This window comes from Spiroplasma endosymbiont of Virgichneumon dumeticola (genome assembly GCF_964264745.1).
Lineage (GTDB): Bacteria > Bacillota_I > Bacilli_A > Mycoplasmatales > VBWQ01 > Spiroplasma_E.
Genome location: NZ_OZ183478.1, coordinates 122,611 through 138,852, shown reverse-complemented (window position 1 = coordinate 138,852; position 16,242 = coordinate 122,611). Strand labels below are relative to the sequence as shown.

19 protein-coding genes are annotated in these 16,242 nt (G+C 27.6%); 12 read left to right on the top strand and 7 right to left on the bottom strand.

Annotated features, from left to right (window positions below):
• Positions 1–108: 108 nt before the first annotated feature.
• Entirely contained in the window at positions 109–693 is a 585-nt protein-coding gene (locus ACFEL4_RS00910; RefSeq protein ID WP_375317722.1) for a hypothetical protein, read from the bottom strand.
• On the opposite strand from ACFEL4_RS00910, the gene ACFEL4_RS00905 reads away from it, so the two are divergent.
• The 3 genes from ACFEL4_RS00905 (at position 693) to ACFEL4_RS00895 (ending at position 2,843) form a co-directional block, all read left to right on the top strand.
• On the top strand, positions 693–1,514 hold the full coding sequence (locus ACFEL4_RS00905) for an IS1595 family transposase (protein WP_375317721.1): 822 nt from the start codon (positions 693–695) through the stop codon (positions 1,512–1,514). The two genes, ACFEL4_RS00910 and ACFEL4_RS00905, sit on opposite strands and share 1 nt — an antisense overlap.
• 2 nt (positions 1,515–1,516) lie before the next feature.
• Positions 1,517–2,233 carry an HAD-IC family P-type ATPase gene (locus ACFEL4_RS00900; RefSeq protein ID WP_375317720.1) on the top strand — a complete coding sequence of 239 codons (717 nt, stop codon included), beginning with the start codon at positions 1,517–1,519 and terminating at the stop codon, positions 2,231–2,233.
• Between the two features lie 73 nt (positions 2,234–2,306).
• Positions 2,307–2,843, top strand: coding sequence for a cation transporting ATPase C-terminal domain-containing protein (locus tag ACFEL4_RS00895; RefSeq protein WP_375317719.1), 537 nt, complete (start codon positions 2,307–2,309; stop codon positions 2,841–2,843).
• 120 nt (positions 2,844–2,963) lie between these two features.
• Here the strand turns inward: ACFEL4_RS00895 and mnmG are convergent, their stop codons facing one another.
• Positions 2,964–4,847: a tRNA uridine-5-carboxymethylaminomethyl(34) synthesis enzyme MnmG gene (mnmG, locus tag ACFEL4_RS00890; protein ID WP_375317718.1), complete on the bottom strand. Its 1,884-nt coding sequence runs from the start codon at positions 4,845–4,847 to the stop codon at positions 2,964–2,966.
• Positions 4,848–5,103: 256 nt separating this feature from the next.
• Positions 5,104–5,232 (bottom strand): hypothetical protein, encoded by a 129-nt coding sequence (locus tag ACFEL4_RS00885; protein WP_308149844.1) that lies wholly within the window; start codon positions 5,230–5,232, stop codon positions 5,104–5,106.
• A 305-nt stretch (positions 5,233–5,537) separates the two neighbouring features.
• On the opposite strand from ACFEL4_RS00885, the gene ACFEL4_RS00880 reads away from it, so the two are divergent.
• Together ACFEL4_RS00880 and cas1 are read left to right on the top strand one after the other, a co-directional pair.
• Positions 5,538–5,852, top strand: coding sequence for a CRISPR-associated endonuclease Cas1 (locus tag ACFEL4_RS00880; RefSeq protein WP_375317717.1), 315 nt, complete (start codon positions 5,538–5,540; stop codon positions 5,850–5,852).
• Positions 5,840–6,310 (top strand): type II CRISPR-associated endonuclease Cas1, encoded by a 471-nt coding sequence (cas1, locus tag ACFEL4_RS00875; RefSeq protein WP_375317716.1) that lies wholly within the window; start codon positions 5,840–5,842, stop codon positions 6,308–6,310. The genes ACFEL4_RS00880 and cas1 overlap by 13 nt, the downstream gene beginning before the upstream one ends.
• Before the next feature lie 236 nt (positions 6,311–6,546).
• On the opposite strand, the gene ACFEL4_RS00870 is transcribed toward cas1, so the two are convergent.
• Positions 6,547–6,699 (bottom strand): hypothetical protein, encoded by a 153-nt coding sequence (locus tag ACFEL4_RS00870; RefSeq protein ID WP_375317715.1) that lies wholly within the window; start codon positions 6,697–6,699, stop codon positions 6,547–6,549.
• A gap of 104 nt (positions 6,700–6,803) precedes the next feature.
• Positions 6,804–8,159, bottom strand: coding sequence for a hypothetical protein (locus ACFEL4_RS00865; RefSeq protein WP_375317714.1), 1,356 nt, complete (start codon positions 8,157–8,159; stop codon positions 6,804–6,806).
• A 473-nt stretch (positions 8,160–8,632) separates the two neighbouring features.
• Here ACFEL4_RS00865 and ACFEL4_RS00860 point away from each other — a divergent pair, with 473 nt between their 5' ends.
• The 7 genes from ACFEL4_RS00860 (at position 8,633) to ACFEL4_RS00830 (ending at position 15,158) form a co-directional block, all read left to right on the top strand.
• Positions 8,633–8,923: an HU family DNA-binding protein gene (locus ACFEL4_RS00860; RefSeq protein WP_375317713.1), complete on the top strand. Its 291-nt coding sequence runs from the start codon at positions 8,633–8,635 to the stop codon at positions 8,921–8,923.
• Positions 8,924–8,958: 35 nt separating this feature from the next.
• Positions 8,959–9,975, top strand: a complete 1,017-nt coding sequence (locus tag ACFEL4_RS00855; protein WP_375317712.1) for an alpha/beta hydrolase — start codon at positions 8,959–8,961, stop codon at positions 9,973–9,975.
• 86 nt (positions 9,976–10,061) lie between these two features.
• Entirely contained in the window at positions 10,062–11,516 is a 1,455-nt protein-coding gene (locus ACFEL4_RS00850; protein WP_375317711.1) for an FAD-dependent oxidoreductase, read from the top strand.
• A gap of 22 nt (positions 11,517–11,538) precedes the next feature.
• The gene (locus ACFEL4_RS00845; RefSeq protein ID WP_375317710.1) at positions 11,539–13,221 is read left to right on the top strand and encodes a dicarboxylate/amino acid:cation symporter; all 1,683 of its coding nucleotides are present in this window, start codon (positions 11,539–11,541) and stop codon (positions 13,219–13,221) included.
• Between the two features lie 387 nt (positions 13,222–13,608).
• Positions 13,609–14,199 carry a hypothetical protein gene (locus ACFEL4_RS00840; protein ID WP_375317709.1) on the top strand — a complete coding sequence of 197 codons (591 nt, stop codon included), beginning with the start codon at positions 13,609–13,611 and terminating at the stop codon, positions 14,197–14,199.
• Positions 14,193–14,417 carry an SNF2-related protein gene (locus ACFEL4_RS00835; RefSeq protein ID WP_375318342.1) on the top strand — a complete coding sequence of 75 codons (225 nt, stop codon included), beginning with the start codon at positions 14,193–14,195 and terminating at the stop codon, positions 14,415–14,417. Before ACFEL4_RS00840 ends, ACFEL4_RS00835 begins: the two co-directional genes overlap by 7 nt.
• Positions 14,418–14,537: 120 nt before the next feature.
• Entirely contained in the window at positions 14,538–15,158 is a 621-nt protein-coding gene (locus tag ACFEL4_RS00830) for a helicase-related protein (RefSeq protein ID WP_375317708.1), read from the top strand.
• On the opposite strand, the gene ACFEL4_RS00825 is transcribed toward ACFEL4_RS00830, so the two are convergent.
• Positions 15,150–15,539, bottom strand: coding sequence for an IS1595 family transposase (locus tag ACFEL4_RS00825; protein ID WP_375317707.1), 390 nt, complete (start codon positions 15,537–15,539; stop codon positions 15,150–15,152). The two genes, ACFEL4_RS00830 and ACFEL4_RS00825, sit on opposite strands and share 9 nt — an antisense overlap.
• Positions 15,503–16,219, bottom strand: a complete 717-nt coding sequence (locus ACFEL4_RS00820; RefSeq protein WP_375317706.1) for a hypothetical protein — start codon at positions 16,217–16,219, stop codon at positions 15,503–15,505. The genes ACFEL4_RS00825 and ACFEL4_RS00820 overlap by 37 nt, the downstream gene beginning before the upstream one ends.
• Between the last annotated feature and the right edge of the window lie 23 nt (positions 16,220–16,242).

Below are 16,242 nucleotides of genomic sequence, written 5' to 3'. Positions count from 1 at the left end.
TTATTTAGTCCATTGTGGCTACTAAACTGTAAGTTAAAATAAATGGTAGGTACAACACTAAACAAAAAAGCAATACTACTAATTATTGTTCCTTCAATCAAACAAGCACTAACAACAGTTTTTTTTACAATAACCTAAAATTCGTAATGTTTTAAATTCTTGTTTTTTTTCTAAAAAATATTGACAAATACCATTAAGGGCAGTAATTGAATTAAATACACTAATAATAATTGCTAATAAGGAAATAATTCGTATATTTGCACTGTTGTCAATCTTAAATAAATTAGGAATAGTAATAGTATAATTCACAAATAAACTTAAAGATACTAATAACGCAATAGGAAAGAAGATTTTTTCAATATTATCTAATATTGATTTACTAGCAACTCTAATTAAATAATAACAGCCTACAAATTGAAACATAAAAACTATCGCGCCAATTAAATATTTTCCTAGTAATCCAAAGGCAATAATATAACAAAAAATAGCACATAAAACCATACCCTCGCCTAAACCTGAAACCATTAATTCTGGAATAACAGTTAATGCAATTGCGCCTAAAAATGAAACAATTCCCAAACTAACTCTGATAATACTTTTATATAAAACTACTTTTTGATAAAAATTATCAATACTACTAATCTCAATTTTCTTAATCGGACTTCTCCCCACATGTACTTGTGGAGGAAACAATGAAATTTAATGAGTTCAATAATACTTTTCAAACTGAAAAACAATGTCTTGCATATATAGCAAGTTTGAAACAAAGCAAATGTATTAGGTGTTCTAGTTTTAATTTGAATACTTCTAATTTAAGAAAAATGAGATGTTTGAAATGTCATCAAACATTCAGTATTCTCACGGGCACTATATTTTCAAAGTCACAAAAACCTTTAATATCTTGGTTTTATCTCATCTTTAGATGAATAAACACCAAACATGGAATTCCATCAACTGATGTTGCAAAAGAATTGGGAGTGACCTTGAAAACAGCTTGAAGAATGGGTCATAAAATCCGAAGTGCCATTGCTAAACAAGAACCTCAATTCATTGTTGAGGGCATAGTGCAAATGGATGAAATGTATCTTTCACATATGGGTTTTAAAAAACAAGGAAGATCCTTGTTGAACAAAACCTTGATTGTTGGTATTTATGAAAAAACAACCAACAATCTGATTGTGAAAGTATTGAAAAACGCAAACAGTAAAAATCTTTTGCAGTTTGCAATAAACCACATTTCTTCAAAGTGTGATGTACATACTGATTCTTGAAAAGAATATCGCGATTTGAAATCGGTTTTCACTAAGCATGAAACAGTTAACCATCAAGATGGCTATGTTTCAAAAACTGGTGTAAATACCAACCAAATTGAGTCAGTATGAAAACATATACGAAGAACATTTAAAACACATATCAAAGTTGCAAAACATCATATTCATTTATATGCAAAAGAAGCTGCATATAAATTCAAGAACATACCTAGTTTTGAAACTGTAATGCTATGTTTAATTTAAAAATGTGGGGAGAAGTCCGAAAATTAATTTGTAAAGGAGCTGTTGAAGAAGTTATTAAAAGTTGTAATCGTATTTTTTACCAAGGTAAAATTGTACCCTTAACATCAGATTTATTAATAATGGCTAATGCAACGATTACTAACTTAAATCAAAAAGGACTACGATTATTAGGAGTAGCTTATGAAGATCAAAATCTTACTGCTAGCAAATATAATGAAGAAAACGAAAAAGATTTAATTTTCTATGGATTTGTAAGTTTCTTAGATATACCTAAACCATCAGCAGTTAAAATGATCAAACTCCTAAAAGCACATGGTGTAGATTTAAAAATTTTAACTGGTGATAATGAATTAGTAACACGTGCTATTTGTAATCGTGTTAATTTAGAAATTAAAGGTTTAATTTCCGGTGAACAATTAATAGGGCTAGCAGAATACGAATTAAAACAAATTGTTGAAAATAATAATATTTTCGTTAAACTGAACCCATTACAAAAAGCTAAAATTATTGAAGTATTAAAAAGTAATGACCATGTTGTTGGCTTTATGGGTGATGGTATTAATGACGCTTTAGTGCTACGTCAAGCTGATGTTGGTATTTCTGTTGATAATGCTACTGATATTGCTAAAGAAGCATCTGATATTATTTTATTGGAAAAATCAGGATTAGTATTAGAAAATGGCATTGTTGAAGGTCGTCGTATATTTAAAATACATTAAAATTACGATCGCTTCTAATTTTGGAAATGTATTTAGTATACTAGTATCATTAGCATGATTTAGTTTCAGCCCCATGTCTCCAATTCAAATATTATTTCAAAATCTATTGTACGATATTTCACAATTTGCTATTGCTTTTGATCGGGTTGATGATGCATTTTTATTAAAACCACAACGCTGAAATGCGAAAGATATGTTACCATTTGCCTTTGTTAATGGACCAATAAGTAGTATTTTTGATCTTACTACCTTTGCCATTTTAGGAATTGGATTTGGAGTATTCGCTAATCCTACTGAACATAATGTTAATATGTTCAATTCAGGATGATTCATTGAAGGCTTATTAACACAAACATTAGTTGTACAAATGTTTAGAACTGAAAAAATTCCATTTATTCAAAGTCGAGCAACTTGACCTGTTAATGTCATGGCCATTTTCATTTGTATGACTGGTTTAGTTCTACCCTATACTTACCTTGGTAATCAAATGAATATGGTAGGACCACCACCAATTTATATTCCTATTGTCTTAGGAATAGTTGCCAGTTATTGTTTATTAAGTCAAATTATAAAAATGGGTTATATTAAAGTATTTAAAACATGATTATAATAATACAATAATAATTTTTATGTATCTACTTACTAAGTACATATAATAAACTTGATTTAGAAAAAATATTAATTGCACCAAAAACAAAAAGTTGTAATCTTATGATTACAACTTTTATTATTAACTATTTAAATGAGGATATTTACGTTTTAAGAAAAATAATAAAACTTGAATATCAGCAGGACTAACGCCAGAAATTCTAGTGGCATGGGCAATGGTTAATGGCCGTACACGCTTTAATTTTTCACGTGCTTCACCAGTAATACTTTCTATTAAATCATAATCTATATCAGTAGGAATCTGTTTCTTTTCTAAACTATTAGCTTGTTGTGCCATTTTTAATTGTTGATTAATATACCCTGAAAACTTAATAGTAATTTCTAATTCCATAAGTTCATGATATAGTAAATTATTTAATTGTGGTAAAACATCACTTAACATTTTTAGACTAACGCCAGGACGTTTTACTAATTCATAAGCCACAATATGATTATGAGGAATTGGTCCTAAACCATTACTTACTAAGAATTGTGCTAATTGTGAATCAGGACTAATTTTAGTATTTTTTAAATCTTCAGTAATACTATTCATTAATTGTTGTTGTGATTGGAATTTAGCATAACGTTGTTCACTAATTAAACCAACACAATACCCATGTTTAATCAAACGTGTTTGGGCATTATCGTTACGTAATAATAAACGATGTTCTGCTAATGATGTTAATAAACGATATGGCTCAATAGTACCTTTTGTTACTAAATCATCGATTAAAACACCAATATAACCTTCATCACGTTTTAAAATTAATGGTTCTTGTTTTGTTAATTTTAAATGGGCATTAATAGCAGCCATTAAACCTTGACAGGCAGCTTCTTCATAACCACTAGTCCCATTAATCTGACCAGCACTAAATAAGTTTTTAATAATTTTAGTTTCTAAAGTTGGTCATAGTTGTGTTGGTTCAAAAGCATCATATTCAATCGCATATGCTCATTTTAATACTTCACAGTTTTCTAAACCTGGTAGTGTTCTTAACATTTTATCTTGAATATCAATCGGCATTGAAGTTGAGAAACCTTGAACATAAATAGAATCTAAATGTACTGATTCAGGTTCTAAAAAAATTTGATGGCGTGGTTTATCAGAAAAGCGAACAACCTTATCCTCAATACTTGGACAGTAACGAGGACCTGTCCCTTGAACTTCGCCATTGTACATTGGTGATTTATCTAAACTATTATTAATAAGGGTATGAGTTTTATCATTTGTATACATCAAGTAACAAGGTAATTGTTTACTTAATGGTAAGAAGTCAACAGTTTCATGAGAAAAAGCTAATGGTAAATCACTACCTAGTTCAATACTAGATTTACTAAAATCAATACTATCTTTTTTAACACGTGGAGGAGTACCAGTTTTTAAGCGAATCATATTAAACCCTAAGGTTTTTAATTGATTTGAAATACCATTACTAGTTCTTTGACCATCTGGGCCTTCAGTTTTCTTATTATGGCCTTGTCATGTTAAAGCAGTCATATAAGTGCCAGTTGTTAAAATAACAATTTTACTTGTAATTTGTTTTCCATTTTCTAAATTAACGCCTTGTACAATACCCTCATTAATAATTAATGATTGAACCATTACTTCTAAAACAGTTAAGTTTTTTTGGTTACTAATAATGTCTTGCATATATTGTGAATAAGCGATTTTATCAGATTGCACACGAATAGCTCACACAGCAGGACCACGAGAATTATTTAATAGTTTCATTTGCAAAGCAGTAGCGTCTGCTGCTTTAGCCATTTCACCACCTAGGGCATCAATCTCCCTAACAACAATTCCTTTGGCAGGGCCACCAATAGAAGGATTACAAGGCATTAAAGCAATTTTAGTTTTATCAAGGGTAATTATTGCTGTTTTATGTCCAGTTCGAGCAGCAGCTAAAGCAGCTTCAACACCAGCATGACCAGCACCAACCACAATGATTTCATAATTGTATTTCATAGATTTCACCTCCAATTAGATGAGTTAGTATTTTAAAAACTGATAACATTAAAATTAACTACTGTTAATAATAAATTTCAATAGTAATGCTATCATAAAATTTAAAAATATAATAGATGGGTATTTAAGAATTTGTTAAAATTATCGGTGTCTTTTAGAAAAAATAAGATGGGATAAAGTATAATTTTTAACATAAGAAAAACTATGCTATTTTACATAGTAAAATATTTTTGTTTTATATAATTAAACTAAAGTCTTAACTTTCAAATAATTTATTAATTAAATCAAGATGAGTTTTAATTGAGTAAATACTTTTATTTTTTTTATCAAGGTTTTCAGTAAATTCTAGTTTAATAGCAACACGGTAATTCACATCTTTTTCCATAATTTTATCCTCTTGTATTCTAAAAATTTTTTCATTTAAATCCCTATACATATTAATTATATTACTATTTTTATAATTTGCAAATAAGTTTTACTATTAAATACACTTATTGACTTAATTTAAGGGAAAAATTTTGTGGAATAAAAATATTTTTTTATTTTTATTAAAAAAATATTGCCTAATTTTCAATTTTATATAAAATCATGACAAAAAATTAAAAAAATGTATAAATGAATTAGTGTTGTATATGAGATTAATTATCCTAAGAGAAGAAAGGGACGGAGATTAATATTTCATGAAAAGCAGTGATTATAAAAAAATCAGAAAAAATATCATTAAAACAAAATCAACTTTGTATTACTACTGACAAAAAAGAATCATTATTTAACTTAAATGATATCAATTGTATAGTTTTAGAGAATAATTATACTTACATTACAACACAGATTTTAGCTAAACTAGTGACAAATGATATCTTTGTTATTGTTTGCGATGATAAATATGATCCAGTAGGTATTACTATGTCATTAAACCAACATTGACAACCACTAACAGTATTCGAAAAACAAATAAACATGAAAAAGAATTTTAAAATATTCAAAAACTTATGCAAAAAATAAAAAATACTCTAATCATTATGAAATATTTAAAGTGTTCGGAAAAAAGCATTATGATGATAGAAAATTTCTATAATGATATTGCATTTGGTGATGCTAATAATCGTGAGGGATTAACTGCCAAGATTTTTTTCCGTGAATTATATGGTAGCGGTTTCATTAGATTTAATGATGATGGTATTAACAGTGCACTAAATTATGGATACAAAATTTTAATGAGTGCTATTTCTAGAACAATTAGTAAATACGGTCTAAATAATTATTTGGGCATTTTCCATATTGGTAAAAGTAACCCCTATAATTTAGCTTGTGATTTTATTGAACCATTACGACCAATAGTAGATTACTGAGTTACTAAAAATATTGATACTATCAACAACAGTATTTCATATAATCATCGATTAGAATTAATTAAGGCTTTTCTCAGCATTTATGTGATAAAATTTAAAAATAGTACATAAAGGGAGAAAAGCCATTATAAATTTCAAATTTAACACGTTCTTGTAGAATTTTAGTAGCAAATTTACTGTAAAAACACTGCCTTCAATAATTTTAATTAAATTAGAAAGTAAGAAATATATAGTATTAAGTTTTTCTTGGTCTTTACTTCAAACAAAGTCATACTTTAATATCAATTTTTTCATATCAAAACGGCCTTGATAAAATTCTTTGCTGTAAATAACATTGAAAGCATAGTTTAAATAAGTATAACTATTATAAAACCAATCATGTCACCAGAGATAGTATCTGTTACTTCATATTCTTTAGTGGATTTAACAGTAATAAAGTTAGTGAAATCTTTAATTGCAATTTTTAAGTTGTATAGAAATACATTATTATTTTCTTTCATTGTTACTCCTTGGTTTATAAAAATTACTATAAACATATAATACCAAATATGACATATAATTTGTATCATATTTGGTAAATAATGTTTGATATTAAGGAGTTAATTTAGAAAAAAATTGATCTTTCTCGAGATGAGTTAGAAGCTTCTTTTCAAGAATCGTTAAGATTGGACAAGTCTTGTAAATTTTGTGTACGTTTATTATCTTTTTTTAAACTAGTAATATTGAATTCATCTTGTTTGATCAAAGATTCAAACTCAAAAATACTTTTTTCTTTTTCATTAATATCATCTTCTAATTGTTTAGTTCTACTTAATTTTTCTTCTTTTAAACTCTTGATTTTTTTGCTTTTTCAAATACCAAAAGTTAAAATTTTAATTATTTTATATGAAAATTTCTTTTTTATTATTTTTTGATTTTTGTCATTTTCTTCAATGTACTCAATATGTTTTTGTCTTAATCCACTAATTTGTTTTTTAAGATCTGTTTTTGTCTTAAGATTTAATATTATCTTTTCATTTAATTTTTCTATTTTCTCTTTTTTTTGTACTAAAATATTTAAATCAGTAATTTTTGCTTCTAATTCTACTATTTTTTCTTCATTTTTGGCGTTAGTTTCATTTAGAGATTTTATAGTATTTTGAACAGTTTGAAGTTGTGAAGTTAATTCTTTATTTTCTTCTTCTAATTTTTGACTTCTCTGTTTTTCTGTTTCTAGTGAAGTTGAAAGATTATTACATTCTGCTGTTTTTGAAATAATTTGCTCTTTTAAGTTTTCATTTTCTTCTTGTAATTTTTGATTTTTATCAATGAGTTGACCATTAGGGTTTGTTGCTAAAGTACGTTGAAAACTTTCAGCATTTAAACTAGTAGTAATATTATCTTTATTTTCTTCACTAACTTGTGTTTTTTCCATGGAAGAAACTTCACTAGTATTTTTTTCGTATGTGACACTAACTTCATTATTAGTGATCTCTAAATTTCTTTCTTTTTCTTTGGTGTTAGTTTTAATTTCTTTAAAAATAATTTCTACTTTTGTTGTTCTTACTAAGTGGTTAGTTAAATCTGCAACATTAATATTTTCATATGAAACTCTAGTGTCATTATTACTTCTTTTTAAATCAAAAAATTTTATTTTTTTAAGTCTATCCTTCACATCATAACTATTGTTAATGCTAATCTTTCCTTTACTCTCATCTGATATTGTAATTTGATATTTTTTATTAATTTCACTAATATTATCATCTTCAACAACAAAACATGTTTCACTAGAGTAATCTGAATTATTACAATACCTAATATTGTATTCATCAAGTTCATTTTTATTCTCTGCTTTTTTTATCTCAACTGGTAAAATAAGCCATTTCTTATTTTTATCAACTGTACATTGCATAAATAAAGCATCATAAGTAACACTGTCCTTAGTCACCTTATAAATACTTAAATGTTGTAAATTTGCCATATCTTTTATACCTCCGTTTCATTCAAGTTAAACAAAAAATAACCTATTTTAAAATCAACGTTCTAAAGCAGGTTATTAATTTAACAATTATTCTATTCTACGTAAATATTACCACTTTTTATTATTTATGTATACTTTTTAATTTTCATAAAGGCTTTTCTCAGCATTTATGTGATAAAATTTAAAAATAGTACATAAAGGGAGAAAAGCCTTAATAATAAACCTTTAAAAGCAAAAAACAAGATATTATGACCCATTACATTGAAAAAATTTTAATTATAAGGCAGTTATTTTCGCACTTGGAGAGAAAATACATTAGACACTAATATGTATAACAATAAAATAGTTAATTGAAAAGTTGTTTTTAGTAAAAAATTCTAAAACTAAAAATGAATAGTTCACAATTAATAACTAAAATAAGATAAAATTATACCAAATGGTTAATAATAAATTAGAATAGGTGGGATTAACCAATGAATGCCAAAGAACTAATTGAAAAAATATCTGACAAAACAAACTTTAATCTTGAAGATATAGAATTAGTTTTTGCAACACTAATTGAAGAAATTATGAACACTAATCAATTTCAAAAAAATATTACAATAAAAGGCTTTGGAACTTTTAAAATCAGTCGTGTTAAATCATTCGTTAGAACATGTAAAGCAACAAATACACAACATACTGTTAGTAACTATAAATATGTTAGATTTGTACCTCATAAAAAATTTAAAAAACGTATTCGTACTAAACCACCAACCGATTAAAAATAATGATTTTATTTACAGATATGAGGAAGTAAATGATGAAACAAAGTACTATCAATCACTGAAAACTAAAAACTAAAGTTGACATTAATTCTATTTACATGTTTAAAGCTTGTTTAGAATATAACTCACAATTTCAACCTAAAGTTAAACTTGAATTAGCAAAATGACCTATGTACTTAGAATATTGACAATATTTAGAAAACCATCAAAATGTTATTACTTTTACTATAAAAACCTCAACTGACAACCTAACATTGCGTGGAGACTTTATTAAAAGCCCTTTAAACAATGATAATAAAAATAAAACTATGATTCTATTGCATGGAATTACTAATACTAGATTTTGAATTTTTAAACAAACCTTTATTTTTTTACAGGATGGCTACAATGTCGTTTGATATGATGCTCGTAATCATGGCACAAGTGATGCTTCACCAACTACTTTTGGTTTAAAGGAATCGCAAGATTTACAAGATATCATTAACTATGTTACTACTAATTATGAAACTGCTACCGATACAATTGGATTATATGGCTTTTCTTTAGGGGGTGCCACTGTTATTATGTGAGCTGAACTTTATTTAAAATATGAGGTTAATAATAAAGTTAAACTAATTATTTCAGACTGTACTTTTAGCCGTTTAGACCGCATTTACAGCGAAAAACTAAATAACTATGCATTTTTGCCTACTAAATTTATGAATAATTGAGCTCTTAAAAAAGTTCAAAAACAAATTGGGGTAGAAAAACTTCAAGAGTTACAACCGATTAAATATTTAAAATTTATTCCTAATGTACCAATGTTATTTTTACATGGAGAAACTGACCATTTCATTAATTACACTAATACCAGTGAGTTATATCAAGAAAAAATCCGTTATGAAATAACCATTAAAAGTGTTATTTATACAATTCGTAATGCTAATCACGGTCAAACCTTTTTAATTGGTGACCAAGAAGATTCAGTTGTTAATGAACATAAATTATTATTAACACAAACAATAACTAATTTAGTACTAGAATTCATTCATAAATGAATTAATTCATAAAAACAAGTTATTAATTTGTTTTTTAGAAAATAATGATTTAGAATTAATATAACTGATAGTTAACAAGAATGGGGCGATGATTTAGAATGATGATAAAAGTTGTTATTATTGGCGCTGGTGCGACCGGAATGGGGGTTGCTAGTAAATTACTCCGCAGTGGAAAAAATAGTAATAAAGAATTTGATATTCATGTTTATCAAGACCAAAATTATATTTCTTTAGGATCATGCAGCATCCCTTATTTTATTGCCAATGAATTTAAAGATGCTAAGTTATTAAATGCGCGAGTTAAAAATGATTATTTATATAAAACTAACGGTAAAAACAAGATTAAGATTCATCTAACCCAGAGAGTTGTAAAAGTAGATTCATTAAAGCAAGAAGTTCATGTTAGTAACGTTAAAAATTTAAATAATAAAGTGAAACCTAAAGTTGTACATTATCAAGCATTAGTAATTGCTACTGGAGCACTACCTAAAATACCACCACCATTTAGTCATGGTGCTTTACCGCACAATGTTTATAATGTTTTTACAAAACAAGATGCAATTAATTTAAAAGCTGCTTTAAAAACTGCTAAGAAAGTAACGATTGTTGGGGGTGGATTTATTGGTTTAGAAATGGCTGAAACTTGTTTAAAACAAAATAAAGATGTTACAATTATTGAAATGAAAGACTGTTTAATGGCCGATGTTGTTGATAAAGAATTTAGTCAACTAATCCTTGATGAACTTACTGGTAAAAGTAAAATTGTTAACCCTAAGAAAACAATAAATCATGCTCGTGTGATACTAAACAGTCAAATTGAAGAGTTAATGATGACACACAATAATATTAAAGATTTACGTTTACGAAATCTAGAAGATGAACAAAAGGGTACGACTGTTCCTTGTGATATTGTAATTTTGGCGGTTGGTTTTGCTCCTAATACCCAGTTCTTGCATGATAGCAATATTCTATTAAATAAAAATAAATCCATTGTTATTAATGAGTATTGTCAAGTTCCTTCTCAACAAAATATTACAAAAAAGATTTCCAATATTTACAGTGGTGGTGACTGTGCACAAGTATTTAGCCAGTTTGATAAAACACCACAATATATTCCTTTAGCAACTAATGCCAATAAGATGGCCCGTATCATTGCTGAAAACATTCAAAATCCAATCCATAAATATTCAGGAACACTAGGTTCAAGTATCGTCCGTATTGGTAATTTAGAAATTGCTAAGACTGGTAGTTTTGGCACAATTAATAAAAATGATATTGGTAGTGTTTATATTGAAGACTATGACTTACCAAAATATTTACCACAATCTCGTAATTTATATTTAAAACTGTTTTATCATAAAACTACTTTCCAACTACTAACTGCCCATATGGCAGGGTACAATCATGCTACATTGAGAATCAATGCTTTGGCAACTGCCATTTGAAATAAAATGGATGTTCGTGACTTACAAAACTTAGATTTAGTATACTCACCACCATTCTCACGTACTACTGATATTATTCACTTAGCAAGTAGAAAAGTAAAATCATAAGAAATTAAATGAGGAATTAACAATGAACACTTTAGCTTCTAATAATATTAACCTCTTACGAGATTTCATTGGAATCTCACATTGACAAAGTCTTGTTGCCATTATTATCTTTTTTGGTGCCATTATTTGTCTTAGTATTTTTATTAGAAAAGTTAAACCTAAGTTCCCGATTCGCATTTTTATTGGAATGACATTAGGTTTAACTTTCGCCATTGTTATTCAAGCCATTACTGGTTTTAAAAGTAATAAGATTAGTAACCATGGAGATGCTACTAATCCTAATCCCTACTATATTGAATGAGTAGGACAAATTGCTTGTTGAATTGAGTTATTACGAAATATCTTTATTACCGGTATTACGATGTTAACAATTCCATTAGTATTTTTAGCGATTGCACGCATTACTAGTAAGAAAAATAGTAATTCTAAAACCATTGCCAAAGTATCGGGAATTGGAATTACTATTTTATTAGTAAATGTAGCCATTGCCTTTTGTATTGCCTTTGGTTTAGGCATTTTTTTCAAAATTGGTCAAGGATTTGATTTATCTGGTAGTGGTACTTATGATAAAACTGCTGCTAAAACGATTCCAGAAATTATTGTTAGTTATATTCCTAGCAGTTTAATTGGTGTCTTTACCCAAGCATTAATTATGCCTTTAATTGTGTTGGGAGCATTAATTGGGTTTGCTATAAAAAAACTAACTAAACATAATGAAGAACGGATGGATAAAGTTCGTCATAGTTTAGAAACTATGTGAAAAATAGTTATTTCCATTTTAATGATGTTTATTAAAATTATGCCGTTTGCCGTTATGAGTATGTTAGCAGCAGCTATTATAAACCAACCAATTGGTGCCTTAGCTAATATCGGAATTATTATTGGTGTGGCTTACTTAGCATTACTATTAACATTCTTATGACATTTATTATCACTATACTTATTTGGAATTAATCCATATCGCTGATTAGCAAAAGCACAAAGACCAATCATTGCTGGATTTACATCACAATCTTCTAATGCTGCACTACCAATTGCTATGACTACTTTGAAAGAAGATTTAAAAATTAAAGACGAAGGCGCAGATACAGTTATGCCACTTTCAACAACTATTGGTTTAAGTGGTTGTGCTGGTGTGCAAGCAGGAATTATTTTATCATTCTTATGATTCAGTGTTATTATTCCTGGTAATTTTAGTAACTGAACTATTGCTATCCTTTTTATTAATGGTATCTTTGTAACTTTAGTAGCATCTTTAGGGATTGCTGGAGTTCCTGGAACTGCTGCTGTGATGACAGCTGGAGTATTAGGTGGTTTAGGATTTGGTGGCTTTTATTTACCTGTCTATGGGGTAATTGGTGCATTAGATGGATTGTTTGATATGGGAAGAACGGCCGTTAATATTTCTGGTGGATTACAAGCAACCGTCATTGCCTCGCGCAATCAAGATTTAATTGATGATGAAAAACTATTATTAAAAAGATATCCGTTTAAACCTTTCCACATGTTTACTAAAAAAGTAGGTGCTAAGTTGATATTTAGAAATGATAAAATAAATCAAATTCAAACTTTAAAACGAGATACTAAGATTAAAATTGAAGTCTTGAAAAAAACTAAAAACAGTGAGAATGATATTAAGTTTTTGAAAACACAATTAAAAAGTCAAATTAAAGATATTAAAAATCAAAAAGAACAGAGTAAGTAATGGGTATTAAATTAATCAAATTTTAACATTGAAAACTCAAAATTTTCAGATGAGAAAACTCTATTGTTTGTTTTTAGAAAATCTTTTGCCTTATAAATTTCTTTGGCCGTATTGCATTTTAAAACAACCAGTTATTTTAAATTGATATAATGCATCTATCGCAGGAACTCCTTTAACTGGTAATTTTACTAATAATGCGAACAATTATTTATCAATTAATTTTGGAACTATACTAGTTACTACTAGTAGAATTGATTGTAGCCAAAAACTACTACTTAATCATATTATTAGTTTATTTTACTTATTAGTATTAAATTTAGGTTATTTTTCTAAATTCTTCAGTATAATAGTTTTAGAGTGAAATTAATGTAAAGTAGGAACTAAATCATGGTGGAAATCTTAAATATTAATAATAACACTATATTTATTAAGATTTTAAGTAACAAAAGAACTATTTTAGATAGTTTAGGTATCAAACCTGATGGTAGCAATGAATTCAACATCTATACTAATTTGTTTGCTATTAAAACCCTACTTAATTATTGCAATAACAATAAATTAAAACTTAAACATGATGAACTACTAACCACATGAACAAATTTACAAAAAGCAAAAAGTTTAAGTGATACTAGTGGTAATCCTAAACTAAGACATTACCAACGAGTTGATGTAGCGATTTTAAAAAATAACAAAAGATTTGGTTTATTTAATGAAATGCGAACAGGGAAAACGCCTAATATTTTAACTGCTCTATCAGAAATGAAAGTTAATAAAGTTTTGCTTGTTGTCCCCAAATCAACAATTTTGCTAACTTGAATTCCTGAGCTTAAAAATTGAACTAACTTTGAATGCATTGCTATTAAAGATGACACTATTAAAATTAGAACAAAAAAATATTTAGATTTTGCTAATAGTACTAATTGTGCCTTAGTAGTTAGTAAAAATACTTTTAAAATGACGTTAAGAATCAATTATTAACTAACTTTGATTTTACATTAGTTATTGATGAAGCTCATTTTTTACGAAATTATAAAACTGCTCAAAGCGAATCAATTTTAGATATTGCTAATCATGTTTCATCAGTTTACTGTTTAACAGGAACACCTGCCAATAATCATCCCAGCGATGTTTTTGGAATTTTAAAAGTCATTGATAATAAATTGTATAAAGATATAGATTATTGAGATTTTGTATAACGTTATTTTGGTATTATTAGAAAACGAATTACTAATTTTGTTACTATTAATCTACCTAAACCAAATATTAAATCACAACTTGCTGATGAATTTGATTATTTAGTTAAAAAAGTATCAATCATGCGTAAGCAAGTTGATGTTCGTGATGAAATGCCAACTATTATGAAAAATGATTTAATTCTAACTATGCCCAAAGAGCAAATGAATCTTTATCATGAAACATTTGAAGGCATGAAAGAAGATTTATTTTATAATAAAAAAACAAAAATCACTTTCTTACAAATTTTTACAAAACTACGAACAATTTGTTCAACTCCTATTAACGAAGGTATGAAAGAATTAGGTGCTAAATTTGATTGAGTATTAGATTATTCAACAGATAATGAAACTGATTCTGTTATCATTTATAGCACTTTTAGTGATAAAGGTATTCATATATTAAGTGAAATTTTAACTAAACACAAACTAAAACATCAAGTTATGACTGGTAAAAATACTCAAGATCAAAGAGTAAAAGCTATCAATGATTTTCAAAATGGTGCAGTTAAAATAATATTATGCAACATTAAAACAGCTAATGTAGGGGTTACATTAGATAAAGGTGACGTTATGATTTTCCTTGACCGCGAACTAAATCCGACAGAAAACGAACAAGCCGAAAGTCGTTTTTTTCCAACTCAATTAAATGACAACAAACCACGACAAATTATTAACGGACTTCTCCCCACATTTTTAAATTAAACATAGCATTACAGTTTCAAAACTAGGTATGTTATTGAATTTATATGCAGCTTCTTTTGCATATAAATGAATATGATGTTTTGCAACTTTGATATGTGTTTTAAATGTTCTTCGTATATGTTTTCATACTGACTCAATTTGGTTGGTATTTACACCAGTTTTTGAAACATAGCCATCTTGATGGTTAACTGTTTCATGCTTAGTGAAAACCGATTTCAAATCGCGATATCCTTTTCAAGAATCAGTATGTACATCACACTTTGAAGAAATGTGGTTTATTGCAAACTGCAAAAGATTTTTACTGTTTGCGTTTTTCAATACTTTCACAATCAGATTGTTGGTATTTATGAAAAAACAACCAACAATCAAGGTTTTGTTCAACAAGGATCTTCCTTGTTTTTTAAACCCATATGTGAAAGATACATTTCATCCATTTGCACTATGCCCTCAACAATGAATTGAGGTTCTTGTTTAGCAATGGCACTTCGGATTTTATGACCCATTCTTCAAGCTGTTTTCAAGGTCACTCCCAATTCTTTTGCAACATCAGTTGATGGAATTCCATGTTTGGTGTTTATTCATCTAAAGATGAGATAAAACCAAGATATTAAAGGTGTTTGTGACTTTGAAAATATAGTGCCCGTGAGAATACTGAATGTTTGATGACATTTCAAACATCTCATTTTTCTTAAATTAGAAGTATTCAAATTAAAACTAGAACACCTAATACATTTGCTTTGTTTCAAACTTGCTATATATGCAAGACATTGTTTTTCAGTTTGAAAAGTATTATTGAACTCATTCAATTTCATTGTTTCCTCCACAAGTACATGTGGGGAGAAGTCCGATAAATAATTAAAGCCATTTTCCATTAATTTACTTTGAAAAACAACTTTTTTCATTAACTGATCAGATAAAACTAAAGCAAAATTACAAAGTTCATCAACTATTAATTTATTAGTAATTATTATTTTAATCATTTCATTTTCTTTAATTTTATCTTGATAGAACTTTTCTTGTTTTTTCTTTTCAATTTCATCAAGTACTACTTGTTTGTGCATCAAAGTGATTTAATTCTGACTTA